The organism is Spirosoma terrae, assembly GCF_010435915.1.
Taxonomy (GTDB): Bacteria; Bacteroidota; Bacteroidia; order Cytophagales; family Spirosomataceae; genus Spirosoma; species Spirosoma terrae.
In genome coordinates, this window is record NZ_JAAFZH010000005.1 from 167,818 (window position 1) to 193,297 (window position 25,480).

The following is a 25,480-nucleotide window of genomic DNA, read 5'->3' on the forward strand; positions in this document are numbered from 1 at the left end:
ATCATTCTATCATTAAAATGTGACACTAAGACCGGCTGTATAGGTCCGGGCTTGCGGATAAACACCGAAGTCGCGGCCAAAACCAACGGATGAGAATGGATCAGCACTAACTTCAGGATCATAGCCACTGTAATTGGTGAACGTGAGCAGGTTTTGTCCGGTCAGATAAACGCGAACACCGTTGATTTTTGCCTTATTGATGAACTTGCTGGGCAGGTTGTAGGCAATCGTCAGGTTTTTCAGACGAACGTAGGTGCCATCTTCAATGAACCGGGTCGAAAATCGGTTATTCTGGTTCGGATCGTAACGTACCGCGCGCGGCATGGTCGTGTTCGTATTCGTTGGTGTCCAGCGATTTAATACGGCCGTGGTCTGGTTCAGCGGATCAGACATCCCTTCAATCGTTACGCGGTTCTGGTTGTAGATGTCGTTACCGAAACTACCCTGGAAGAACAGGCTCAATTCAAATCCTTTGTACGAGAAATTGTTGGTAAAACCAGCAATGAAGTTCGGGTTAGGATTTCCGATAATGGTCCGGTCGTTGGCGTCGATTCGGCCGTCGCCGTTCAGGTCCGCAAAGCGAATATCGCCTGGTTGTGGCTGACCTGGCTGCGTGGGAGCGCCCGCAATTTCGTCGGCCGTCTGGAAAATACCCTGCACAACGTAGCCATAGAAAGCGCCCAGCGGTGCTCCTTTTTGCGTGATAGTGTACGTACCGATAATGGTCCGGTCTACCTCTTGGCCCTGATCGTTACGTAGCGTACCAATATCGACCACTTTATTGCGGTTCAGTGAGAAGTTCAGATTACTGGACCAGTTAAAGCCGTTGCCTTCGCTCTGGATATTGGTGGAGTTCAGGCCAATTTCAAATCCTTTGTTCTGAACCGTACCAATATTTTGGGTCGTCTGTGGATCTAACGCACCAGCGTTGTACGGAAGAGGCACGTTTGTCAGCAGGTTTTTCGTCTGTTTCAGATACGCATCTACGTTAACGGTCAGCCGATCTTTGAAAAGGCCAAGATCAACACCCGCGTTGTACTGGTACGTTGTTTCCCAGCTCAGCAGTGCATTCCCGATTCGGTTTGGCGCGATACCACCTGCAATGCCAGTACCATCGGCGTAGTTATACCCTGAACCATACGTACTGAATCGGTCGTAGGCACCAATCTCCTGGTTGCCATTGGCCCCAAAGCTGGCCCGTACTTTCAGGTCGTTAACCGCCGAATTCTGTGGGAAGAAACCTTCACGCGATACACGCCATCCTAACGATACGGCTGGGAAATAACCGAAGCGATTGCCTGGAGCAAACCGGCTCGATCCGTCGGCCCGTAAGCTCAACGTAGCCAGATAACGTTCGTCGTAGTTATAAATCGCGCGGGCAAACAGGCTAAATAGGCCCCACTGATCCTGGTAGCTCGATGGCCGCGTAAACTGCGTACCTGCCGACAGATAAGGAACCGAATTTGACGGGAAGCCGGTGACCGAAGCGCCCGAGGTAAATCGGTCAGACACCTGCGTCGACTGACCTGCCAGCAGCGTCAGGTTATGCTTATCGCCAAGGTTCGGGTCGTAGGTCAGCGTATTTTCCCACAACCAGATCAGTTGCTGATTGGTACCCGTACGGGCACTACCGCGTGTGGCTGGGCTGGCGTTCTGCATTCCCGGATAATTACGGGAGATGAACTCGTTTTCAATCTGTGACCGGAAATCCAGACCTAGCGAGCTTTTGAATGTCAGGTTTTTCAATACGTCGAATTCGCCGTAGGCATTGCCGATCACCTGGTAAATGACGGCGTTATTGCGCGTTTCCAGCAGGTTTCCAACGGGGTTATCGAACTGCTGGAATGGGTTGATGCTATACGTACCGTCGGCATTGCGGATCGGGATCGTTGGGATCTGCGCCAGCGCACCCAGAACCGTACCGGAATTTCCAGCCCCCAGCTCACTCCGAACACTACCGTTGGTATTGGTACGGCTCAGGTTCAGACTGGTTCCCAGTCGGAAACGAGTACTCATCTGCTGGTCGAGGTTCAGCTTGAAACTGTAGCGGTCGAATCCAGAGTTCAGCGCAATACCGTCCTGTTTGAAATACCCACCCGATACGTAGTACTTGGTTTTATCCGTACCACCGCTCAGGCTAACCTGGTAGTTACGGATAGCGGCCTGCCGATACACAGCATCCTGCCAGTCGGTATTGTAGGGCAACGAATCCAGGTTGGTGAACGCTGGCGACTGACCGGCGGCAGCCTGGGCATCGTTATAATACTCGGCAAACTGACGCGAGTTCAGCAGCGGTATTTTCCGGCGCAATTGCTGAGTACCGTAGTAAGCACTGAAATTAACCTGCGCTTTTCCGGTTTTACCACGTTTGGTGGTGATAACCACAACGCCATTGGAAGCCCGCAAGCCGTAAATAGCCGCAGCCGCCCCATCTTTCAGTACGTCGATCGATTCAATATCGCTGGGATTCAGCGTATTCAATGGATTCGGACGCTGGTTACCAACGCCTAGTTCGCGATCATAAGTTGGTAGAACAGGTACGCCGTCGATAACGTAGAGGGGCGAGTTCGTCAAACTGACGGAGTTATTACCACGAATCCGAACGTTGATCCCCGCACCCGGCGCACCCGTTGGCGACGTAACCTGAATACCGGGAGCCTGTCCTTGCAAAGCCTGATCGAAACCCGCTACGGGTTGGCGTTCCAGCGATTGGCTATTGACCGACGTAACGGCGGTGGTTAGCTCCTGCCGACGCTGGGTACCGTACCCAACCACCACCACTTCAGAAAGCGACTGTACATCAGTTGCCAGCGTTACGTTCAGCGTGGTTTGGCCATTAACAGGGACTTCTTTGCTCTGAAAACCAACAAAGCTGAACACCAGCACAGCGTTATTGTCCGGTACGTTCAGGGTGAAATTCCCGTTTACATCCGTTACGGTTCCTGTTGTTGTTCCTTTAATCACAACGCTCACGCCGGGCAGCTCTTCACCCGCATCACTGGTTACTTTTCCGGATACGGCGAGGGCGGCCCGTTCGACGTTTGGGCTTTCTGTGGTAGAACGGGTTGAAGACGATGCTCGTTTCAGAATAATCTGTTGACTCGACACTTCGTAATTGATCTGAAGTGGCCTAAACAAATTATCGAGAACCGTAGCCAACGGCTGGTTTTTTATGGAGAAGCTGACACGGCGGTCGGCCCGGATCAATTCAGCGCTATAGAGAAAACGAACCTGGGCGGTCTGTTCAATCTGTTCCAGAACCTGTTCGATGGTCTGGTTGGTGCAGGTAATATTAATACGTCGGTCGAGTAACTCCTGGCCTTTGCTATCATGAGCGAACGATATCGTTGCAAACACGATGGCCAGAGCGAACTGTAGCAGACTAATTTGCATGATTTTTAAGACTTGCTCACGCAACTGTCGTTTGTTTTTCATATTTTTTGACACTTTTTGTTGATTCTGGGAGAATTGGCAAAAGACTCCGATAGCCTCGCAGGAGGCCGATGTTTGGCGACATCGTAGCGGAATCGTGTAAGTCGTCGGTGTTGGCGCACCGGCGGCTTTTTTTTAGGCACTCATCAGGTCTTTTTTACATCATGCGGTAGGGGGTTAGAGGTAATAGTTTTCAGTTTGGAGTTTATAGTGGCTGACGCCAAATACTTGCTGACGCGTTAGCCACTGAAAACTGAAAACTATAAACTGAAAACTTTTTTACACACATCCTTTGCTCGTAATGATAATCTTTCCGTCTACTGCTTCGTAGCTTGACTCGGTACCGGCACAAATCCAATCTAGTTTTTTGAATAATGATTCGTCGTCCAGGCGGGCCGTAAGCGTACAATGGGCCATGGTTGTTTCGTCGAAAACAATATCGACGCCGTAAGCGCGCTCCAGTGCTGCAAAGACCTCTGCGATGGGGGTTTGTTTGAAAACAAAAGACGTTGTGAGTTTCTGGGGTAGATCAATTCGAACGGGTAAAGCCACCAGCGAACGAACCAGTTGTTTATCGGTCCGTTTTAAAATAGCCTGCTGGTTCGGAGTCAGAATTAGCGCTCCCAAATCGGGGCTCGATTGCAGTTGGGGGGCCTGTTTGTCGGTTTTGGCGAACACCGACACTTTACCTGTTCTGACCACTACCTGAACATCTTTATCCTGTTCATAGGCTTTGACAAAGAAACTGGTCCCCAACACTTTTGTAACCAGCTCATTGGCGTAAACCAGGAACGGTTTATTCGGGTTTTTCTGAACCTGAAAGAAAGCCTGGCCGGTCAGATATACCTCGCGACTAGTGCCTCCAAATTTTTCAGGATAGCTTATACGGCTATTTTTATACAGAACAACCGTACTGCCATCGGCAAGGGTTATTTTTTTCGGAAGCTTACTCGTATTGGCCACTTCGAGCAATGGATACGTAGCGTTTTCGGTGAGCTGGGCATAGATCGGAGCCTCTGAACGTACTGACGCTGACAGCCGGATTTGGTAGATCCAGAATAACCCGAGCAACAGAACTACTGAAGCGGCTGCGTAGTACCATATTGTCGTAAACCGACGAATCACCGGCAACGGTTTAATTGGCGTATCGTTAGCCACCTTCGCCTGTTCAACAATCTGAGCTACTTTCTGACTAATGTAGTCTTCGGACAACACAGGAACGCTTCCCTTAATGTCCAGAAGATGCTGCCTGGTTTGCTCAACCACCGCTGCTTTTTCCGGATGGCTGGCCAGCCATTGGTTCCATAACAGCGTATCCTGCGCAGTGGGTCGGTAAATCCAGCGCTGGAAATCAGCATCTTCCAGAAAATCCTCAAACTCGAAGAATTGATAATCTTTCATTGAAAAAGGCAGTTAATAGCCTCGATACAATGGATTATCCGGTTTAGAGGGCTTTATACTTAATTTTTTCAAGAAAAATTTTTTCTTACTACGTAACGCTCACATAAACAGCGAGTAATAAAGCAGCAGGAGGTACGTCCAGTGGTCGCGCAGGCGTTTAAGCGAGTTCTGGAGCAGATTGGCGACAGATTGGGCGTTGATGCTCATCGTTTGAGCAATCTGTTCGTAGGAGAGGTTTTCGTAGTAGCGGAGATACAACGCTTCCCGCTGCCGTTTCGACAGATCAGCAACCCGCGATTTCAGTTGTTGTTGTGTCAGCTGCCAGTTTTCTTCGTCAATAATTTTGCGCTCAACGCTATCATCGTCGCTCACATCGAGCCATTCGTGGAGCGTTTCATTGATGGGGAGGTGTTTCTGATGAGCCTTAATGAAGTGATGACGTAGTGTCTTGAGCAGGTAAAACTTCACAAACAGCGTATCGCTCAGTTGAGTGCGGTGTTCCCAAAGCTTCAGAAAAATGTCCTGAATAGCATCTTCAATGAGGGCCTTATCTTTCGTGAACTTAGTAGCGTATCCGAAAAGCGTCTGGTAATATTTGCGGGCTAGATGACCTAATGCTACAGTGTCTCCTTCCCTGAATTTCTGCCACAATAGGTGGTCATCATCTGGAAAAGAGTTCGAACTAACAGACATGAAGTGGTAATCTAGTGAATCTGCGGGTATATAGTTGGCAACAAATTCAACGTGAAAAAGCTTCATTTCTTCCTGAAAAATTTCAGAAATCGCTGGCCGTTACCTTGCCGGTGGGCCTATTTATGAACTGCGGTTCTACGCACTGGTTTAAGGAGACATAGGGCTTCTTCTGTCGCTAGGATTAGAAAAAAGCCAGAAACTCAACGTAAACAGTTTAAGTCAATGAAAAACGTAGTCCCGGCAGTGATTATTGGGGGTTTAGTATTATTAGCCTCCTGTAGCAAGGATGAGGTATTTGATTCCCAGATACCAGAAACAAACGAGCAGTCCACCTCCTCGCAGGTACAGGGGAATGTTTTTGAACCGGCTTTGGTACAGGCTACCGATGCGCGAATTGCTCAGTTGAAAGCCCCTGCGAGCTTTACAGTGACGAAGTTTGCTGATAGCTTGGGTAAGCCACGGATGCTGACCGTTGGTGAGGCTGGGGCTGTGTACGTAACCGACCGAATGGCTGGAACCGTTACGTTACTACGTGATACTAATAACGACGGGCGTGCCGATCAGAAACAGACAGTTGCCTCCGTCAAGGATGTGCACGGATTGACCATTCACACCGGGAAAATGTATCTGGTGACCATTAAGGACGTATACGTATCAACTATTAATTCAGACGGGACGCTATCTGATCCGCAACGTATCATTAACGATTTGCCGGATGGCGGACAGCATCCTAACCGGACCATTGCTTTTGGTCCTGATGGATATATGTATATTACGGTAGGCAGTACCTGTAATGCCTGCGCCGATTCAAATCCAGAAAATGCAACCATTCTGCGCGCTAATGCCGACGGTACGGGACGTATCATTTATGCCAATGGATTACGTAATACGATTGGATTTGGCTGGCATCCCCAAACACAGGAGCTTTGGGGGCTTGATCATGGTATCGACTGGTTAGGGGATGATCAGCAGGAAGAAGAACTGAATCTGATTAAACAGGGGGCTTTTTATGGCTGGCCTTACATCTATGGTGACGGACGATACAATCCACATCCTCGACCTATGGGCGATACGACTTATGCGGATATTCTGGCAAAAACAACTCTGCCATCATTACTATACGAGCCGCATGCTGCGCCAATGGGTATGATTTTCTATACGGGATCGCAATTTCCTGCGGAGTATCAAAACGATGCGTTTGCTACGATGCGAGGTTCCTGGAACCGTACTAAACCGTCTGGTTATAAAGTGGTACGGATTCATTTTGAAAACGGAAAGCCGGTCAGCGCACAGGATTTTGTAACTGGCTTCCTGGTCAATAATAACCAGGCGCAATTTGGCCGTCCGGTTGGTATTACCATGCATACCGATGGGTCATTGCTCTTTACTGACGACAACAACGGTGTCATTTACCGGGTAAGCTATCGGCAGTAGGCAGTTTAGAGTTTATGGTTTTCGGTTTGTGGTTTAGAGTTTTCAGTGGCTGACGCCAAATACTTGCTGACGCGTCAGCCACTGAAAACTCTAAACTGAAAACCACAAACCACAAACCACAAACCATAAACTATTTCCCCGATGCCTGTTCAATTTTCTGGTCGATGGGAATTGCCGATACTTTCCGTTCGCGTTCGGTTTGTTCCACATAGACGGCATAGTCGGCGGGCTCTATTTTTACACCAAGGCAATTCGCGTAAGCTTGGGTAAATTCGGCGCCAAAATAAAGAATAGCCGCTGTGTAATAGATCCAGAGCAGAATCACAATCAACGAGCCAGCAGCGCCATAGGTTGAACTGGTACTAGTAGTTTGGATATATAGACCAATCAAATACCGACCGAGCATAAATAGTAAAGCCGTAAAGAAGGCTCCCCAGCGAACATCTTTCCAGGCAATTTTAGCATCGGGTAACACTTTGAAGATAACACCAAACAAAACGGCAACGACGCCCGTGCTGAGTGCAAAATTAAATACGCTGATAAGCAGAACGCTTAAGCCAGGTAAATAGCGTGTCAGAAAATCGCTAAGGGCCAGTACGAGACCGTTAATTATTAAAGAAACAAGCAGTAAAAAGCCCAGGCTAACAACCAGCGATGACGAAAGCAGTCGGTCTTTTATGATTTTCAGCCAGCCACGTTTTGGTTTAGCCTTCACCCGCCAGATCATATTGACCGAGTCCTGGATCTCTACGAAAATGCTGGTAGCACCAAACAGCAACGTAACAATACCAAGAACAAACGCCGTATTGGTTTTGCCAGATAGCTCTACATTCTTGATCATATCCTGAATCTGTTTGGCCGCTTCAGCACCAACCAAACCGTTCAACTGGGAAAAGATTTGCCCTCGGATCGCTTCTTCGCCCAGGAAAATACTGATCAAAGAAATGATTAATACCAAAAGTGGGGCCAGCGAAAAAACCGTATAATAGGCCAACGCGGCACTGAGTTTCAGACATCTGTCGTCCAGGAAGCCATTGAAGGAGTCTTTTAATATGCCCCATATGTTGGAAAAGGAAAGTGTTTCTGTCTTTGTCGTCATAACGTTTGTGAGCTAGTGAATTCGTAATTGGCTTACACTCAGTAAATGAGCTGACCAAAAGCGTTATTCAAATAACTCAAACCCTGCAGGGTTGTTGCTAAAAAAGCGTGGTTATGAGTGATAGACCACACTTTTTTAGCCATAACGTTCGACCGGAAAAGGCTTTTACTGGTTACGTCCTGTGAGCTGGTTTAAATCGGAGATAGCCAGCCGATAGGCAAGCTGAGCCGAATACAAATCGGCTTCGGCTTTGGCCAGAGCCGCCTGAGTTTCCAATACGTCGCGTTTCAGGGCCAGACCGGCCGCCAGCCGGTCGCTTTTCAGTTTCAGCTCATCGCGTCGATACTGGGCCGCCTGAGTCGCGATAGGCATAAGCGACTGAGCCTGTTTGGCTTTGCGGTACGCTTTTTCTACCTCAAGCGTTACGTGCTCCTGAGTATATTGGCGGTTCTCGTCGGCCTGTTGCTGCTGCGATAAACGTTGATTAAGCGTTGCTTTTCGGCGACCAAAATCAACGAGATTGTAACTCACCTGCAGGCCCAGAAAATAATTGCTCTGTGGCAGATCTGAAATGACGTTCTGGAACAGATAACCACCCAGCGCTCCAACCGTTGGAATATAATCTTTGCGGGCCGCTTTGACACCCAACGTCGCTTTTTCGCTGGTTTGGATGGCCTGCCGAAGTTCCAGATTACCTTTAGACTGCTCCAGAAACGTTGCCAGAGGAGCCAGCGCAGGTAGCGAGTCCGTCAGCGGACTAACGGTTAAACTGGTGCTGGAAGGCTGGCCGAGCAATTCGTTCAGGTCGGCGGTATAGTCTTCTACCTGATTACTGGTTTGCAACAGTTGCTGTTGCTGATTAGCCAGATCAGCCTGTAAACCTACTTTGTTGACCGGGTCGGTTTTTCCGGCCAGCAGAGCGCTTTCCAGATCATACAGTTTGGCCTGGGTCAGTTCAATGGTGGCCTGTTGCTGCTGTTGCTGACGTTGTGCAATGAGCAGGCCGAAATAAAGTTTTTCTACCCCCTGCCGAATCGCCAGTTCGGCCTGGCTAACCTGCGTGTTGGCCAGCTCCACATCGGTTTGCGCTACTTTTATCCCATCTTTTATCTTGCTAATCAAACTAATGGGCTGATAGGCTAGCACACTGCCAAAAAACAGATTATGCTTTGCCTGGAACAACGTTAGATCCTGTTGGGGTAGCGGAATGGGCGTTGTGCCAGGCAATACGCCAATGGAACCACGGGGCAGGGTTAAGTCGCGGGTGATACCGTTGTAGGTATACATACCGTTCGCCAGAATCATAGGATACAGACGACTCCGGGCTTCGGTGACTTTATAGCCGTTTTCCTCAACTTTCGAGCGGGCTATTTTGAGTCGCCGGTTTTGTTGAACAGCCTGTTCCTGTGCCTGGGCCAGGCTGAGAGGCTGAGCGGACTGCGCCAGTAGAGGCTCACAAAGGCCAATAAATAAAAGAATGTTAAGATAAGACTTCATGACTGAACGAATCTAAGTGGTTGGCAGGGCTGCGGGTTTTTCGCTTTTGACCGTCATCACAAACAGAACGGGAATCACCAGCAGGGTCATGACCATGGAGAAAATGACACCCACAGCAATAACACTGGCCAGTGGACTCCACATGGGTGACCCCGACAGAATCATCGGTACTACGCCGATAGCAGCCGCCATTGTGGTCAGAAAAATAGGCCGAAGACGACGCTTACCCGCTTCAACGGCCGCCGTTCGGATAGACATGCCTTTGCGAATGAGTTCATTGGCATAGTCGACAAGGATAATGGCATTCCGGACTACAATCCCAGACAAACTAATCAGTCCCATAAAAGCCGTGAAGCCGAATGGGTTGCCGGTCACTACCAGTCCCAGCAGGGCACCGAATAGGCTGAGCGGAATGGAAGCCATCACAATCAGCGATTCTTTCAGGTTACGGAACTGGAACAATAAGATCAGGAAGATCAGGACAAGACTGATGCCCAGCGCTCCAACCATCTGGCTGAATGTTTCCCGGCGGTTTTCGTCCTCGCCACCATAGCTAATGCTGTAGCCAACGGGTAGCTGAATCTTGGCGATTTGGGGCTGAATCGTTTTCAGAATTTCGGACGGCAACGTAGTGCCGCTGGGCTCACATTGGATCGTCAGCGTCCGAACACCATTACGATGCATGATACGTCCGGTTTGCCATTCTGGTCGAAGCGTAGCAATTTGCCGAAGTGGTACGCTGGAGCCCGTTACCGGTGAATTGATGTACGTATTTTCCAGGTCGGTGAAATTCCGGCGGCTTTCTTCATCCAGCCGAAGGACCAGATTGATCGGCTGATCGCCTTCATACAGCACCGATATTGGAGCCCCCGCGAAACCTGTATAGATACTGGTCGCTACGCCAGTCGTTGTAAAGCCAAGCCGGTTGGCTTCATCTTTCAGGCTGATCCCTACTCCATAATAATCTTCTTTGAAATTGGTGCGAACCAGCGATGTGCCCGGTGTTTTGCGGACAATGGCCTGTATCTGTGAGCCAATCCGCTTTAATTCGTTGAGGTCATTTCCGATGACCCGAACCTCAACAGGAGCAATCATCAGCGAGCCCTGTTGCATTTGCCGAACCCGTGGGGTGCCATCCGGAACGGCGGAGGCTACTTTATTGGTCAGCTCGTCGGCCAGCGTTTCGGTGTCTTCAATCGTGTTGGTGTTGATCAGAATCTGTCCGTAGTTTGTAACCGGTGGTTCGGGCGAGAAATTATAGTAGAACCGGGGTGCACTGGTGCCGACAAAGGAAGAGTAATTGGCTACCCGTTTGTCGTTTTTAACCAAATCTTCCAGCTTACCGATAGCTTCCTGCGTCTTAGCCAGTTTGGTTCCGGTGGGCATCCATACCTCTACCACAAACTGGTTGCGCTCGGCCGCCGGGAAGAATTTTTGCCGGATAGCCTTAAATAAGAGCCCTGAAGCCGCAATCGACAATACGGCAAAAAGAATGGTTACGGTCCGATGATCGACGCACCAGCTAATAGCGCTGTCGTAGCCTTCCTGCATGTAGTCCAGCAGCGATTTTCGCTTGTGGCGGGGCTGCTCGCTATCCGTTGCCGCATGCTGATGTAAGCCTTTTTTGATGAACGTGTAACACAGAAAGGGCGTGAGCAGCATGGCCACAACAAACGAAGAGGCCAGCGCAATGGACACCGTGATGGGAAGCGAAAAAATAAATTCTCCTACCGAGCCACTCAGGATAACCATCGGCAGGAAAGAGGCAATGATGGTGGCTGTTGCCGTCAGCACCGGAACGACAAGGTCGCTGGCGCTACGCCAGGCTGCGGTCCACCGGTCTATGCCCTCGTCGAGTAGTTCAACGTAATTATCGGCGATCACGATAGCGTCATCGACCACCATGCCCAGGACGACGATCAGGGCCGCTAACGATACCTGATGAAGCTCAATACCAAAGGTGTGCAGCATCGCGAACGTAACGGCTACTGTTACGGGAATAGCCATGGCGGCAACCGCTGCAATGCGAAAGGGCAGGAGAATAATGGTTACGATAACGACTGAAACGATAGCCAGAAAGAACTCCCGAATGAAATCGCTGACACTGTGCTGTACAATCTGAGGTTGATTGACTACCGTTGTTAGCTTGATCGTACTGGGCAGATGCTGCTGAATCTCCGTTAGCTTGGCCGCTACGTTATCGCCAAACTGAACAATATTATTCCCTTCCTGCATTTCAACCGATAGCATCAGGGAATGATGACCGTTTACATTAATACGGGATGTTGGGTCGGCATATTCGCGTTTGATGGTGGCTACGTCGCCCAGCCGAATAACGGACCCGGTTTGTGACGTACCAATCACCTGATTGCTGATTTCCTGCTCCGTGTTGTAGTACCCCTGTGCATACAACGGCACCTGCGACTGCTCAGTCTTGACGTCGCCCGTCGCTTTAATAGCATTCTGAGCCTGAAGGAGCTGAACAACCTGCGTCCATTTAATGCCATACTGCGCCATTTGCTGGGAGCGGGCTGTAATCGTAATCTGCTCTTTCTGCTCGCCGTATCGGCGGATTTTCGAAACCGCTTTGATCGTTCGAAGCCCATCCTCAATCTGTTTCAGGTATTGAGTCAGTTCAGAATAGGTAAGCTGATCCGATTCAATGCCAATCAGCAAGGCTACTGTATCGCCAAAATCAGTATTCACGATGGGACCCTGAACGCCCTGAGGCAAGTCCAGCACTTTAGCCTGATTGAGATCATGTCGGAGTTTCGACCAGAATACATCTGGATTTTTGACATTTTCTTCCAGCTCGACATTGATCACCACCGCTCCATCGCGCGTGGTCGAGTAGGTTTTTTCTTTCCGGACTTCCGCGTACCCAAATAAGTACTGTTCAATTTTTCGGGTAACCTGATCTTCTACCTGGGCCGAATTCGCGCCTGGATAAAAAGCCAGTACGAGCCCGGTTCGAATCGTAATTTTGGGGTCTTCCCGGCGGGGCATACTCAGCAGCGAGTAAATGCCCACTGCTACCGCCAGAAACACAATACTTAAGGTGACCTGAGGGTATTTTAGAGAGCCTTTTATAACGTTCATTGTGCTGGCTGGTTAAATTGAATCGCTGCCCCATCCTGTAGTTTCTGCTGTCCGCCCGTAATCACCAGATCGGCTGGCGTAAGTCCTGACGTAATCTCAACATCGTTGGCGAAGATTTGCCCAATGGTTACCTTCCGTCTGAATGCCTGTTTTTTCTGAGTGTCAGCGACGAAAACATACGTTGACTGATCGTCGTCACGTAGCACCGCGTTTCCTGGCAGAACGAGCGCTTTTTTTGCCTGAGAAGAGGGCAACGTAGCATCTGCAATCATGCCCGGCCGAATGTGTAACTGTGGGTTGGGAAGATCAATTTTGACAGAATAGGCACGTGTAGTTGGATCGGCTACCGCGCCAATCAGCGATACTTTACCCGTAAAGTTCTTGTTGAGGGCAGGGATGCTCACCTGCGCCGTTTGTCCAAGCCGGAGCTGGCCAACCTCCGACTCGGGTACCGAAACCCTGATTTTGATCGGCTCTATGTCGGCTATTTGAAACAGAGGCTGCCCCTGTGGAATGATTTCGCCTGGATTGGCCCCTTTACGAGCTACAATACCCGAAATGGGGGAGTATAATTTCGTCTCTTTCAGATTCTTTTCTGCAAGCTGCTGGCGGGCTTTTACTTCGGCCAATCCCGTAACGGCTTTTTCGTAATCGCTGGGCGTAACACTCCCGCGTTCTTTAAGAATGGTGAGTCGATTGTACTCATCCTGTACCCGTGCTACGTTGGCGTTGGCAATCGTTACGCCTAACTGATAGTCGGTTGGTTCAATGGAAGCAATGAGCTGACCGGCCCGAACGGTTTGGCCTTCCTGAATAGTAACGCGATTGAGTTTGCCGCTAACCATAAATCCCAGGTTGACTGTTGTTTCAGACTCCGCCGAGCCGCTCAGCACGAGTTGTCCATTTGCCTGAGAGTCCTTTACACGGCTAACAACAACGGGAATGGCTGTTGACGTGTCAGCTACGGCAGATGCTGCTGTTTGCTGCTTTTCGGATGATGGCTGACAGGCCAGTAGCGCCGTCAGCATCCACACGGATGAGTAAAGTTGTCGATAAGTAGGATTCATCGTTATAGTTATATGATAGATCAGTGAGATTTATGACTAGAAAACCCAGTTTTACATTTGGAAGGGGGTAAAAGTGTAAATTTTTGCAAATATTACACTTTTGTATTAGTTTTGGTTTCTTTGTGTGTTAATTTATTAGAATGGCTAAAGAAAAAATGAGGGAGCGGATTGTTGAGGCTGCCAGACGATTGTTTTTAGAAAACGGGTATAATAATGTGCTGGTCGATGATATCGTCCGGGATTTAGGCATCAGTAAAAAGACGATTTACAATCATTTTGCCGGCAAATCCGATATGCTGAAAGCGTGCATCGATCAGTTTGTTGCTGAATATGACCGGGATGCAGAAGCGATTATCAATGATGTTGATTTGTCGTTACGGCAGAAATTAGCCGAATACCTGCGTTTTGTGGGGGTGAGCTTCGCGAATATCAGTCAGGAGTTTCTGGCTGAGTTAAAGCGCTTGGAGCCAGAAGCCTGGGAGAAACTTTGTGCCTATCGACGTGATATTATTCTGAAGCATTTTGGCCCGCTTATGGATGAAGGAGTGCGGGTGGGCTATCTACGTAATGACTCAACCCGCTACCTGGGGCTGATGGTTTATATAAGTGCCATGCAGCAGCTAAGCGACCCCGACTATGTCAGACAGTTTCCGGATGAGATGGCCGGGCTGATTCCAACTGAAATGGCCGAATTAGCTGATCAAATGATTCTTCTGCTTCTTCGGGGCTTGCTAACGCCCAAGTTCTACACTGAGCAGACTGTGCAAAGTGAGGAAACCGAAATGTGTTATGATGTGTAATTTATAGATGTATTAGACTGATTGTTTAACCAAGCGCTCCAGATGTAGCCTGGAGGAGGGAGTTGTATCGGCGTCGAGAACACGTTTAAGGTACGTAATCGCTTCCTGTGTGTGCTCAGTCGAATCACTGGCAATACAATCCTCAGGAATGTACAGTTTAAAATCGCGCATATAGGCATCACTAGCGGAGAACTGCACGCAAACATCAGCGCTAATGCCCGTGATAATCAGTTGATCAGCTTGCAGGTAGTTGAGTAGTGCATCAAGTGTAGTAGCATGGAAGGCCGAATGCTTGGGCTTTAATACAACGTAGTCATCGCGTTCAGGACGTAGCAGTTCTACCAGCCGTTGGCCGCGCACACCATCGTTCAGGCAGTGGTCCACCTGCTTAGTCATGTCGGAGCGCCACCGGCCAAAGTTGTCGTTAACGTATACTACCGGAATGTTCAGCGCTTTGGCCTGTTTTTTTAAGCTGGCAATTTGTTGCGCTGCTTCCTGAGCGGCATCCACTATGTTTTCGCCACCAGGAAATTCCAGATCATTAATCATGTCAATAATGAGCAGAGCTACGGGCGATGAGTCCGGGGCATTGCCGTGTAAGTCCTCATTCTGAATGTGCATACCAATAAATTCTATCTGTCTAGCTTTGACTAGCTATGACCAGGAGTTGTTTTAGGTTATTAGGATTCGGTGATTAGACATTGATCTGGCTCGTTGCCATATCGTATTGGCTATAGTTGTTAATCCAGGCTCAGTACGGTGGCACCCGTTGGCTTATCGACAATTCGGGTCAAACGTTTTTTATGCACCGTAATCGTGATCTCAACGGAACCCGTGCCGACTTCGAGCGCCAGCACATGCCCGCCGAACGTATTGAAATTCTTATCGGAAACCGCTGCGTGAACATGTAGAGCCGGTTGATTCTCTTTCCAGGCAATACTTCCTGTCATACTGACCATTTCTGTGTCGCGAAATGATTTAGGATCATAGTCCTTCTTTTGGGCATTCCAGAAGCCAAAGGTGGGATGCACAAAGCCAAAGCCGGTAAAACTGGCGCTCGGAATTTTCTCCTGAATCGCTACCTGTTTTAGATTCGCCAATACATCGTCGCCCTGCCGTAGCACCATCAAATAACCCGTCGGCGTAGTGATGTACGTGGGCTTTACCGGTTGAGCTGGTTTTGGGGTATAGGGGACAAGAAAGGAGCAGAGTAGCGCCAGTATCAGCGCAAAGTGAGTTGTTATAGCCATTGAGTAAGAGTTCGTATATCAACTAAACTGATTCGCTATCGACAGGTTTTATTGATGATCGATACGTGTATTGATGTACACCTGATAGGTTTTGACAAACTGATGCTTGTTCACGTGATGAAAACTATTTTGACCTGGCTTTTTGAAAATACCGGTAACGCCGGTAATTATTACACGATTTTAAACATACAACGCGAAGGTGACAGCGACAGCCCTGATTCGTTGGCGGTGATGGCCCGAACGAAGGATTTCACCATAGTAGATTTATTGCTTTCTACGGATGAGGCAGCAACCCCAGCCTGGACGGAGGGACGTAGCGCGCTAGAAACGCTGACATTTGCCGATGCCGATGAGGTTATTACGTATCTGAGTAAAGGGCAGGCATCAGGAAGTGCAGAAGCGGGTTCGGCTCAGCCCATTCAGGTTCGGGTGTTTAGCCCTGACGAAAAAGCGGGTTCTGTTACGTTTCCGCCTGCTCAGTCGTAATGGAATGTATGATTGCGTACAAACTAAAAACGCCTGTCCCAAAAGGGGCGGGCGTTTTTGATTATCTACCTTAAAAATACATGTTAAACTAAAGTACAAAGGTAGCCCCCTCCTGTGTGAGTGGGTATTAGAAGAGCATTAGAAAAAACTTAGGGGAACATTAAATATTAATCATGAGTTGGCAGGATGGGCTAAATCCTTCAACAGATCGCTCGTGAGCAGGACTATTGATCAGTATAATCAGGTAAATGAGCGGCTTTTTATTTTTATAAGAAAGTTACGGTTGGTGGTGTGGTTCGTAAAATAATGAGAAAGTAGACGCGCAGTTATTAATCCAAGTTAGTAAGTTTGGGGTAACGTATTGTAGTAATAATGACTAAAGCCGTACATGATAGCAGAGCTTCCAGTAGAAGTGTCGATCCTAAAAAAAGTATCCTCAGCTACTTCGCAAATGTCGGAAATGCTATTATACCTGAGCTAAGCAAAGAATTAGTCATCAGTGTGCCCAAGGTAACCGCCGTAGTTGGGGAGCTGATCAAGGAAGGCCTGATTCAGGATTACGGAAAAATTGAATCGAGCGGAGGGCGAAAGCCTAATTTGTACGGGGTTGTGCCCGATTCTGCCTTTTTCATTGGGGTTGATGTTAAACAAAGCCACGTCAATATTGGGCTGCTCGATCTTCAGAAAAACCTTATCAGCGTAACGGAAAATCTGCCCTATACCCTTAACAATACCCGCGAGTCACTCGACACACTCTGCCAGCATATTAAGGCATTTATTGCCGGATTAGCCGTTTCCAAAGATAAAATTCGGGGCATCGGTATCAATCTGTCGGGACGTATCAACTACGCAACAGGCTACAGTTATAGCTTTTTTTTCTTTGAGGAGCGGCCGCTGAGCGAAATCATTGAGCAGGAAGTTGGTATTCGCGTTTTTTTGGAAAATGACTCACGCGCCATGGCCTATGGGGAGTTTTGCGCAGGTGTGGTGGAGAAAGAAAAAAACGTCATGTTCCTAAACCTCGATTATGGCATTGGGGTCGGGATCATGATTGACGGTCAGTTATATTACGGTAAATCAGGTTACGCAGGTGAATTGGGTCACGTTCCCATTTTCGACAATGAATTGATCTGTCACTGCGGTAAAAAAGGATGTCTGGAAACGGAAGGGTCGGGCTGGGCGCTGGTTCGCATGTTTCGAGAAAAGCTGCTGGAAGGCTCTACCTCGGTGCTAACACGTAATGGGCAAGATCCGGATGCTATTACTATGGAGGATATTATCCAGGCCGCAAAGAACGATGATGTGCTGGCCATTGAACTGATTGCTAAACTGGGCGAAAACCTGGGTAGAGGTATTGCCTTCTTAATCAATGTCTTAAATCCTGAATTGGTGATTCTTGGCGGTAGTCTGGCCACAACAAAGGAGTATTTACTGCTACCGATCAAAACTTCTCTCAATAAATATTCACTGAGTCTGGTCAATAACGACACTCAGTTAAAACTCTCAACACTAGGCGAACACGCCGGAATCATCGGTGCCTGCCTGCTTGTCCGCGACCGCTCGCTATCGCTGGTGTAATACGTACCAATTTTAGCATAAAGGCCGTTTTGCTACGTTCTGAACACTTCCCTCCAAGTGTCGAATCTCTGCTATATTATACTGATTATAGCATAGTATATTATTTGGTGATGTGTATCTGCATCCGAATGAAATAGGTTTGTTGATGGGTATTGCCAAAGTCTCTTGACGCTCAGCCAACCCTAGCCTCTATAAAATTTATTTTAATTTTCTGTTGCCATCTTAATCTGTAATACGTTACTTTACGCTTACGTTAATAATTTGATTTATTAAGTAGTGTCTACTAAAGAAAATAGAATATAATCGGAAAGTAGACCTCACGTAACGAAACGCTTTATCTCGGAAGACATTTTTTACCATCAATTTCATGCAACTCAGCGAATACCAGCAACTATACCAGACTAACCTGCTAGAAGACGTCATCCCTTTCTGGTTGAAAAACTCGGGCGACCCGGAATTTGGCGGCTATTTTACCTGCCTTGATCGGCAGGGCGACGTGTATGATACCGATAAATTTGTCTGGCTACAGGCCCGCCAGGTATGGTGTTTTTCCATGCTGTATAACCGGGTTGAAAAAAAGCAGGAATGGCTCGATTTTGCTCTTCAGGGAGCTGAGTTCTTGAAAAAATACGGGCGTGATGCCGAAGGGAACTGGTATTTTTCACTGACTCAGGAGGGGCAGCCTCTAGTTCAGCCGTATAACATATTCTCGGACTGCTTTGCTACAATGGCATTTGGCCAGTTATATCAGGCAACGGGTGTGAAGGAATACGGAAATATAGCCGTTGATACGTTCCTGAACATACTGGCCCGGAAGGATGATCCTAAAGGCCCATACAACAAGGCATTTCCGGGAACCCGGCCGCTGAAGAACTTCGCTCTGCCAATGATTCTCTGTAATCTGGTGCTGGAAATTGAGCCTCTGTTAAAGCCAGAGCTGGTTGAAGAAACCATTGCTGCGGGAATCCGGTCGGTTATGAACGAATTTTACCGCCCTGAGTTGGGCCTGATTCTGGAAAACATCGGCCTGGATGGGTCATTCTCCGATTCATTTGAAGGTCGGCTGATCAATCCGGGTCATGGCCTCGAATCCATGTGGTTTATTATGGATCTGGGTGAGCGGTCGGGTAATCAGGCATTGATTCAACAGGCCGTGGATATTACCCTGTCGATTCTGGAATACGGCTGGGATAAACAATACGGGGGGATCTTCTATTTTCTGGATGTGAAAGGTAGTCCTCCGCAGCAGCTGGAATGGGATCAGAAACTCTGGTGGGTACATATCGAAACCCTGATCAGTCTCCTGAAAGGGTATCTGCACACGGGCGACGAGCGGTGCTGGGCATGGTTCGAAAAGGTACATGCCTATACGTGGGAACATTTTGCCGATAGTGAATACGGCGAGTGGTTCGGCTATCTGAACCGGCAGGGCGACGTACTGCTGCCGTTGAAAGGTGGCAAATGGAAAGGATGCTTCCACATCCCGAGAGGACTGTACCAATGTTGGAAAACGCTGGAGGCTATTGCAGAGAAAAAAGCGAACACGCTCTTACCCGTTTAACGACATGGCAACTCTTCCTACCCAGACCGTAACGGTTGATGAGCAACCGGGCCAACCTCGCCCCAATTATACACCTGCCTTACTGTCGCTGGCAGTGCTGTATTTTATGATGGGGTTTATCACCTGCCTGAACGATACGTTGGTGCCGTTTTTCAAAAAAGGCTTTAATCTGACATACTCGCAGTCGTCGCTGGTTCAGTTTTATTTTTTTCTAACCTACGGAATCATGTCGATTCCGGCCGGACGTATCGTGGAACGGGTAGGGTATAAGACCGGTATGGTGATGGGGTTTGCCGTAGCGGCTTTGGGAGCTGTGCTGTTTTTTCCGGCTTCGGGCCTGCATCTGTATGCGTTGTTTCTGGCCGCGCTGTTCATCATTGCCATCGGCATTGTGATTTTACAGGTGGCGGCTAATCCTTATATCACCATTTTGGGGCCAGCCGATACAGCTTCGTCGCGCCTGACGCTCATTCAGGGCGTTGGGTCGATGGGGACAACCGTTGCACCGTTGTTTGGCGCTTATTTTATTCTGGCTCCTTTAGAAAAAGCTGGTGAATCGAGTGATGCCGTTCGGTATCCATATCTGGGTATAGCCGCTCTGCTGGCTTTTATTGCGCTGGTTGTCTGGCAATTGAAACTGCCCGTTATTAAGGCCAGTAATGACAATACGTCTGCGGAAACCACAAGTGGGAAAAGCATTTTTAGCTTCCGTAATCTGAAGTTTGGTATCTGGGGGCTATTCTGCTACGTTGGCGCCGAGGTTTCTATCGGCACGTTTCTGACGAACTACATTGCTGATACGTTACGTATATCGGAGAACGAAGCCAACAGCTACGTAGCGTTTTACTGGGGCAGCATGCTGGTTGGACGTTTCATCGGCGCTTTCCTGCTAAAATCGATCAAAGCATCGTCGATGCTGGCGGTTTGTGCTACGTTGGCTATTACGTTAGTGCTTGTCTCGATCAACGTATCGGGACACGTAGCGGTCTGGACCATGATTGCCGTCGGACTGTGTAATTCGATCATGTTTGCCATCATCTTTTCGCTGTCGGTGCAGGGGCTTGGTACGTTCACAACGCAGGCTTCTGGATTGCTGTCGACGGCCATTGCGGGTGGGGCGGTGGTTTCGTTTTGTCAGGGTTTACTGATCGACCATTATACCTGGTCCGTTGCGTTTCTGCTTCCCGTTGTCTGCTACGGTTATATACTATTCTATGGGCTTAACGGCTACCGTTCGGCGGTCAGCGACTAACCTCCTTTTCTGATGACTATGACTCGATTCCTTACCCTTATTATGCTCCTTGCTGGCTTTAGTCTATCGACTTTTGCCAGTAAGGGACCAGCATACAATGCAAAAATTCTGTTAATTCCGCTTGATGATCGGCCGCCTTGTTTGCAGTTTACGGAACGCATGGGCCTGATTGGCGATGCGCAGGTGATTACTCCCCCGTTTGCACTACTGGGTCGGTTTACTGATCCGGGTCAGTCGGATAAAATCATTGAGTGGGTGTTAAAGCAAGACCTGAAATCGTTCGATGCGGCTATTCTGTCGCTCGATATGCTGGCCTATGGTGGTCTGGTCGGATCGCGGGTACACGACGTAGCGTATGACGTAGCACTGAAACGGTTGGCGGTGGTCGATGCACTGCGCAAAAAAGCGCCGGCCTTAAAACTATATGCCCAAAGTGTGGTGATGCGATTGGCACCAACCGCCGACCGCAAAAACGGAGCCTATCGGGAGAAATTGGCCGAGTGGGCCGAAATTTCGGTGGGAACCGATACGGAGTCGAAAACCAAAACCGCCAAACTCGAACAGGAGATTCCCGCCGAAGGGTTGGCCGATTATAAAATGGCGCGTTCCCGGAACCTGAGAATCAACCAACTGGCTATCGACTTGGTAAATCGGGGCGTAATCGACTACCTTTTGTTAACCCAAGACGACGCCAAGCCAAAAGGCGTTCACATCGCCGATCGCGAAACACTCATTGCCGAAACCAAACGACTGAACTTAACGGAGAAAATCGCCATACAGCCGGGAGCCGACGAAGTATCGATGCTGTTACTGGCCCGTGCGCTGAATAAACATGCCAACTATTCCCCTAAAGTCAAAGCCGTTTACTCGTCGGAAAAACTAGCGAATACGGTTATGCCGTTCGAAGATCGGCCACTACGTCAGACCGTAAGTTTCCACATCAAAGCGACGGGCTCGCAGGAAGTTACCGACGAACGGGATGCCGACGTGTTGTACTACGTATTCGCTTCGCGTTTTGAAGCCGGGCGGGCCGACAGTTTTGCCGACGAAATTGCGGAGAAAATCAGTCAGAAAAAGCGCGTCATCGTAGCCGATGTCGATCCGAAAGGCGATGTTCAGGGGGGAGACACTCCCTTTACAATGGCGCTTGAAAAACGCCATCTGCTTCCCGAGTTAAGTGGGTATGCGTCCTGGAATACGGCCGGAAATACCATCGGAACGGCTTTGCCACAAGGTGTTGTGTTTACACTGGCCGAAGCAAAACTGCTGAAACAACCCGACCGAGCCAGCCGTATCTGGACAGCCCAGAACTGGTTTTTGCTGCACCGGGTGTTGGACGATTACTATTTCCACAACATCATTCGGGCTAAAGCGAACCAATTTGCCAAACAGGTTGGTCGGAGTTCGACACTCATGAGCGATGAAACCACGAAGCAGGTGGAAGACTATTGCCTGAAATTATTACAGCAATCGTTCGATGAGTTAACCGCTAATTACGAAGAAAAGCGGCCGGGTAGTCTGCAACAGGCTATTCAGTGCACAAAGCCTTCGGCGCTTCAGTTTAAACTACCCTGGAATCGAACGTTTGAGGCTATGATCGATTTCGATATACGTTGTTCGCCCACGAAGACTCCCGATTCTTCTCGAAAAACGAGAGCAGGGAGGTAAAAACCTACCGTCGCTATTAAGGAACTGGTAGGCTGGAAAGTACCCTCTTTATCTTTTTCAAACTCCTAATTGATTCCATTATGCAAAACTTATTTACGCCAGGATGGCGAATAGGCTGGCTGTTGGCTTTCCTGATTACGCTGTGCCATCATCAGTACGTTGCTGCCCAAAGTCAGGTGATCCGGGGAAAAGTGACGGATGCCAACGGAGCCGTTTTGCCGGGAGTAACGGTCGTTGTCAAGAATACGACTACAGGCACGACCACCGATGCCGATGGGTTGTACACTATTCGGGTAAACCAGCAAAGCGGAACACTGGTGTTCTCGTTTATGGGTACCGTTAGCAAAGAAGTGCCGTTTAATGGTGCGGGTGAATACAACGTAGCGTTGGCCGAAGATACCAAAACGCTGAATGAAGTGGTTGTGGTTGGCTACGGTACGCAGAAGAAAGTGAACCTGACCGGTTCGGTTGCCGTGATTGAAAGTAAACAACTCACCAATCGTCAGGTAGGGTCAACCTCGCTGGCGTTACAGGGAGCCGCTCCGGGCGTAACCATTACGCAACAGTCGGGGGTTCCGGGCGGTGATGCTGGAACGATCCGAATTCGGGGGGTCGGATCGATCAACGCGGGGCAGAATCCGCTGGTTCTGGTCGATAACGTTGAAATGAGCCTGGACGCGATTGATCCCAACAACATTGCCAGTATATCGATTCTGAAAGATGCGGCTGCGGCTGCCGTATACGGTTCGCGGGCGGCCAATGGCGTTGTGCTCGTAACAACCAAGCGGGGTTCTAAAGGCGTGAACGTAAGCTATAACGCGTATGCACTGAAACAGGAACCCACCGATCTGCCCCAAAAAGTGAACGGTCTGGAGCACATGAAATTTTGGGACGTAGCACAGGCCAATAGCGGTCTGCCTGCCGCCTTTACGCAGCAGATAGCCGCCTACGAAAAGAACGGCCCTGACAACCTGTCGATTTTTAATACCGACTGGAAAAAGCTGGTCTTGACCAACAACGGCATGATGCAAAACCATAACCTGAACGTATCGGTAGGCGGAGAACGGGTGAAACTATTTGCGTCGGGAAGTTTTCTGGATCAGAATGGCTTGACGGCCAATACCAACTATAAGCGGATGGATCTGCGGTTCAACTCCGACGTAGCGATTACCGATAAACTGTCGGCTTCAATGGACTTAGTGTTGAACAAATCGAATCGGTTGTGGCCCGGCCAAAACACGCCCCAGTACATCATCCGTGAAATGTTGGGTTTTCCGGCCATTACGCCCGGTAAGTACAACACGGGGCAGTGGGGCGAAGGCTGGTCGAATGCGAACCCAGCGGCTCAGGCCGAAGATGGTGGCTTTAACCGCAACCTGACCGATTCGCAGATTATTAAAGGTACGCTAACGTATACGCCAATTCCGGGTCTTGAACTGCTGGCGACCTACAGCTCGAACTATTACACGAGCCGAAACCGTCAGTTCATGGACCAGTACGACATTTATAACGCCGACATTGCCAATAATACGCTGGTGTTTGCGCGGCCGTGGCCAGCCCTGAACTCGCTGAGCGATAACTATTCGCAGAATACGCAGAACCTGTTCAGAACCCAGGCTACGTATAACAAATTAGTTGGTAAACACGGCTTTACGGTTCTGGGCGGTTTCAGTACGGAAGATTTTAAAACGAGTTACGTGAATACGTTCCGGCAGAATCTCCTCTCGCCCGACCGCCCTTATCTGAACAGTGGCGACCAACTGGGACAAAGCATGAGTGGTGGCGAAAGTCGCTTTTCGATGGTGTCGGTATACGGTCGGTTCAATTACAATTACGACGAAAAATACCTGCTGGAAGTAAATGGTCGCTGGGATGCGTCGTCGCGATTTAGAGAAAACAACTGGTGGCAGTTATTCCCGTCGGTGTCGGCCGGTTGGCGGATTTCGCAGGAAAGCTTCTGGAGTGGTTTGAATAAAGTCGTAAACGAAGCGAAAATCCGGGCATCGTATGGATCGCTGGGTAACCAGAACCTGATTCGAAATGGAGTGTCCGATTACTACCCAACCTATTCGCTGTTTAATTCGGGTTCGGCTTTCAACTATTACTTCAATAACGTAGTAAACCCAGGCTATGCACTGACTACGGCTGCCAATCCTAATATCCGCTGGGAAACCTCGAAGATTCTGGACATTGGCGGTGATTTCAGCTTCCTGCGCAACCGTCTGAACGTAACGGCCGATTTCTTCCAGCGCGACATTGTCGATATGCTCCAGCTCGTGCCGGTTCCGTCGTACGTTGGTTTAACAGCTCCGTTTGTGAACTCCGGATCGATGCGCAATACGGGTTGGGAACTAGGTATCGGCTGGCGCGACAAAATCCGTGATTTCAGCTACCAAGTGCAGTTGAATGCATCGGATGTGAAAAATAAACTGCTGAACAATGGCGGTAAACAGATCATCAACGGCGCTACGATTCAGCAGGAAGGTTACGCGTTGGACTCGTATTACGGTTACATTGCCGATGGCTTGTTCCAGAGTGCCGAAGAAGTGAAAAATGCGCCATTCCAGTACGGTAACTCAGCTGCGGGTGATATTCGGTATCGCGATATTAGTGGGCCAAACGGTGTACCGGACAACAAAATAGACAGCTACGACCGGACCATTCTCGGTAATTATTTCCCCCGCTACGAATATAGCGTGAATCTGTCGGCGCAGTACAAAGGGTTCGACGTAACGGCTTTCTTCCAGGGCGTTGGCAAGAAAGATAACTACCTGTCGGGAACGGCTGCCCAGCCTTTCTATTCGGCCAACTTCCAGGGAACCATGTTTGATTATCAGAAGGATTACTGGTCGCCCGACAATACCGGTGCTGCTTATCCCCGTCTGACGGTCAACAGCATTCCAAACAACTACGTAACATCATCGTTCTGGGTTCGGTCGGCGGCTTATCTGCGTCTGAAGAACGTAGTACTGGGTTACACCATACCAACGGCATTGACAACAAAAGCGAAAATTAAATCGGCGCGGGTGTATCTGAGTGGCCAGAATCTGATAACCTGGACGAAATTCTTCCCTGGCTTCGATCCGGAGCAACGCGATACGGGTGGCGAGTTCTACCCAATCATGAAAACCTATACAGTTGGTCTGAACATCAATTTCTAAAG

General features: G+C 49.0%; 17 protein-coding genes. 8 read left to right on the forward strand and 9 right to left on the reverse strand.

The window, feature by feature from the left end; all coding sequences use genetic code 11:
• Positions 1-12: 12 nt before the first annotated feature.
• From GK108_RS13700 to GK108_RS13710, 3 genes are all read right to left on the reverse strand, one after another.
• Positions 13-3,435: a TonB-dependent receptor gene (locus tag GK108_RS13700; protein ID WP_163948982.1), complete on the reverse strand. Its 3,423-nt coding sequence runs from the start codon at positions 3,433-3,435 to the stop codon at positions 13-15.
• A 276-nt stretch (positions 3,436-3,711) separates the two neighbouring features.
• Positions 3,712-4,833: a FecR family protein gene (locus GK108_RS13705; protein ID WP_163948985.1), complete on the reverse strand. Its 1,122-nt coding sequence runs from the start codon at positions 4,831-4,833 to the stop codon at positions 3,712-3,714.
• 99 nt (positions 4,834-4,932) lie between these two features.
• Complete coding sequence (locus tag GK108_RS13710; RefSeq protein ID WP_163948987.1) at positions 4,933-5,526, reverse strand: RNA polymerase sigma factor; 594 nt, start codon at positions 5,524-5,526, stop codon at positions 4,933-4,935.
• A 222-nt stretch (positions 5,527-5,748) separates the two neighbouring features.
• On the opposite strand from GK108_RS13710, the gene GK108_RS13715 reads away from it, so the two are divergent.
• The gene (locus tag GK108_RS13715) at positions 5,749-6,960 is read left to right on the forward strand and encodes a PQQ-dependent sugar dehydrogenase (RefSeq protein ID WP_163948990.1); all 1,212 of its coding nucleotides are present in this window, start codon (positions 5,749-5,751) and stop codon (positions 6,958-6,960) included.
• Between the two features lie 130 nt (positions 6,961-7,090).
• On the opposite strand, the gene GK108_RS13720 is transcribed toward GK108_RS13715, so the two are convergent.
• The 4 genes from GK108_RS13720 to GK108_RS13735 all read right to left on the reverse strand — a co-directional run bounded on the left by GK108_RS13720 (position 7,091) and on the right by GK108_RS13735 (position 13,722).
• The gene (locus tag GK108_RS13720; RefSeq protein ID WP_163948995.1) at positions 7,091-8,059 is read right to left on the reverse strand and encodes a YihY/virulence factor BrkB family protein; all 969 of its coding nucleotides are present in this window, start codon (positions 8,057-8,059) and stop codon (positions 7,091-7,093) included.
• Positions 8,060-8,224: 165 nt separating this feature from the next.
• The gene (locus GK108_RS13725; RefSeq protein ID WP_163948999.1) at positions 8,225-9,556 is read right to left on the reverse strand and encodes a TolC family protein; all 1,332 of its coding nucleotides are present in this window, start codon (positions 9,554-9,556) and stop codon (positions 8,225-8,227) included.
• 12 nt (positions 9,557-9,568) lie between these two features.
• Positions 9,569-12,655, reverse strand: coding sequence for an efflux RND transporter permease subunit (locus tag GK108_RS13730; RefSeq protein ID WP_163949017.1), 3,087 nt, complete (start codon positions 12,653-12,655; stop codon positions 9,569-9,571).
• Positions 12,652-13,722, reverse strand: coding sequence for an efflux RND transporter periplasmic adaptor subunit (locus GK108_RS13735; RefSeq protein ID WP_163949020.1), 1,071 nt, complete (start codon positions 13,720-13,722; stop codon positions 12,652-12,654). The genes GK108_RS13730 and GK108_RS13735 overlap by 4 nt, the downstream gene beginning before the upstream one ends.
• Positions 13,723-13,862: 140 nt before the next feature.
• On the opposite strand from GK108_RS13735, the gene GK108_RS13740 reads away from it, so the two are divergent.
• A complete protein-coding gene (locus GK108_RS13740) occupies positions 13,863-14,522 on the forward strand; it encodes a TetR/AcrR family transcriptional regulator (protein WP_163949023.1) in 660 nt (219 codons plus the stop codon).
• Positions 14,523-14,534: 12 nt separating this feature from the next.
• On the opposite strand, the gene GK108_RS13745 is transcribed toward GK108_RS13740, so the two are convergent.
• Together GK108_RS13745 and GK108_RS13750 are read right to left on the reverse strand one after the other, a co-directional pair.
• Positions 14,535-15,143: a cysteine hydrolase family protein gene (locus GK108_RS13745; protein ID WP_163949024.1), complete on the reverse strand. Its 609-nt coding sequence runs from the start codon at positions 15,141-15,143 to the stop codon at positions 14,535-14,537.
• Positions 15,144-15,262: 119 nt separating this feature from the next.
• Positions 15,263-15,772 carry a PPC domain-containing DNA-binding protein gene (locus GK108_RS13750; RefSeq protein WP_163949027.1) on the reverse strand — a complete coding sequence of 170 codons (510 nt, stop codon included), beginning with the start codon at positions 15,770-15,772 and terminating at the stop codon, positions 15,263-15,265.
• A gap of 117 nt (positions 15,773-15,889) precedes the next feature.
• On the opposite strand from GK108_RS13750, the gene GK108_RS13755 reads away from it, so the two are divergent.
• From GK108_RS13755 to GK108_RS13780, 6 genes are all read left to right on the forward strand, one after another.
• A complete protein-coding gene (locus GK108_RS13755; RefSeq protein ID WP_163949030.1) occupies positions 15,890-16,258 on the forward strand; it encodes a hypothetical protein in 369 nt (122 codons plus the stop codon).
• Positions 16,259-16,759: 501 nt separating this feature from the next.
• Entirely contained in the window at positions 16,760-17,836 is a 1,077-nt protein-coding gene (locus GK108_RS13760; protein WP_317166524.1) for an ROK family protein, read from the forward strand.
• A 367-nt stretch (positions 17,837-18,203) separates the two neighbouring features.
• Entirely contained in the window at positions 18,204-19,397 is a 1,194-nt protein-coding gene (locus GK108_RS13765; protein ID WP_163949036.1) for an AGE family epimerase/isomerase, read from the forward strand.
• A gap of 4 nt (positions 19,398-19,401) precedes the next feature.
• Entirely contained in the window at positions 19,402-20,649 is a 1,248-nt protein-coding gene (locus GK108_RS13770; RefSeq protein WP_163949039.1) for a sugar MFS transporter, read from the forward strand.
• 18 nt (positions 20,650-20,667) lie between these two features.
• Positions 20,668-22,317: a DUF4127 family protein gene (locus GK108_RS13775; RefSeq protein WP_163949042.1), complete on the forward strand. Its 1,650-nt coding sequence runs from the start codon at positions 20,668-20,670 to the stop codon at positions 22,315-22,317.
• An 80-nt stretch (positions 22,318-22,397) separates the two neighbouring features.
• Complete coding sequence (locus tag GK108_RS13780; protein WP_163949045.1) at positions 22,398-25,478, forward strand: SusC/RagA family TonB-linked outer membrane protein; 3,081 nt, start codon at positions 22,398-22,400, stop codon at positions 25,476-25,478.
• The last annotated feature ends 2 nt before the right edge of the window (positions 25,479-25,480 follow it).

What these genes read in the sequence shown, in the direction of transcription:
- GK108_RS13700 (WP_163948982.1), bottom strand. Translation starts at nt 3,435, where the DNA reads ATGAAAAACAAACGACAGTTGCGTGAGCAAGTCTTAAAAATCATGCAA.
- GK108_RS13705 (WP_163948985.1), bottom strand. Translation starts at nt 4,833, where the DNA reads ATGAAAGATTATCAATTCTTCGAGTTTGAGGATTTTCTGGAAGATGCT.
- GK108_RS13710 (WP_163948987.1), bottom strand. Translation starts at nt 5,526, where the DNA reads ATGTCTGTTAGTTCGAACTCTTTTCCAGATGATGACCACCTATTGTGG.
- GK108_RS13715 (WP_163948990.1), top strand. Translation starts at nt 5,749, where the DNA reads ATGAAAAACGTAGTCCCGGCAGTGATTATTGGGGGTTTAGTATTATTA.
- GK108_RS13720 (WP_163948995.1), bottom strand. Translation starts at nt 8,059, where the DNA reads ATGACGACAAAGACAGAAACACTTTCCTTTTCCAACATATGGGGCATA.
- GK108_RS13725 (WP_163948999.1), bottom strand. Translation starts at nt 9,556, where the DNA reads ATGAAGTCTTATCTTAACATTCTTTTATTTATTGGCCTTTGTGAGCCT.
- GK108_RS13730 (WP_163949017.1), bottom strand. Translation starts at nt 12,655, where the DNA reads ATGAACGTTATAAAAGGCTCTCTAAAATACCCTCAGGTCACCTTAAGT.
- GK108_RS13735 (WP_163949020.1), bottom strand. Translation starts at nt 13,722, where the DNA reads ATGAATCCTACTTATCGACAACTTTACTCATCCGTGTGGATGCTGACG.
- GK108_RS13740 (WP_163949023.1), top strand. Translation starts at nt 13,863, where the DNA reads ATGGCTAAAGAAAAAATGAGGGAGCGGATTGTTGAGGCTGCCAGACGA.
- GK108_RS13745 (WP_163949024.1), bottom strand. Translation starts at nt 15,143, where the DNA reads ATGCACATTCAGAATGAGGACTTACACGGCAATGCCCCGGACTCATCG.
- GK108_RS13750 (WP_163949027.1), bottom strand. Translation starts at nt 15,772, where the DNA reads ATGGCTATAACAACTCACTTTGCGCTGATACTGGCGCTACTCTGCTCC.
- GK108_RS13755 (WP_163949030.1), top strand. Translation starts at nt 15,890, where the DNA reads ATGAAAACTATTTTGACCTGGCTTTTTGAAAATACCGGTAACGCCGGT.
- GK108_RS13765 (WP_163949036.1), top strand. Translation starts at nt 18,204, where the DNA reads ATGCAACTCAGCGAATACCAGCAACTATACCAGACTAACCTGCTAGAA.
- GK108_RS13770 (WP_163949039.1), top strand. Translation starts at nt 19,402, where the DNA reads ATGGCAACTCTTCCTACCCAGACCGTAACGGTTGATGAGCAACCGGGC.
- GK108_RS13775 (WP_163949042.1), top strand. Translation starts at nt 20,668, where the DNA reads ATGACTCGATTCCTTACCCTTATTATGCTCCTTGCTGGCTTTAGTCTA.
- GK108_RS13780 (WP_163949045.1), top strand. Translation starts at nt 22,398, where the DNA reads ATGCAAAACTTATTTACGCCAGGATGGCGAATAGGCTGGCTGTTGGCT.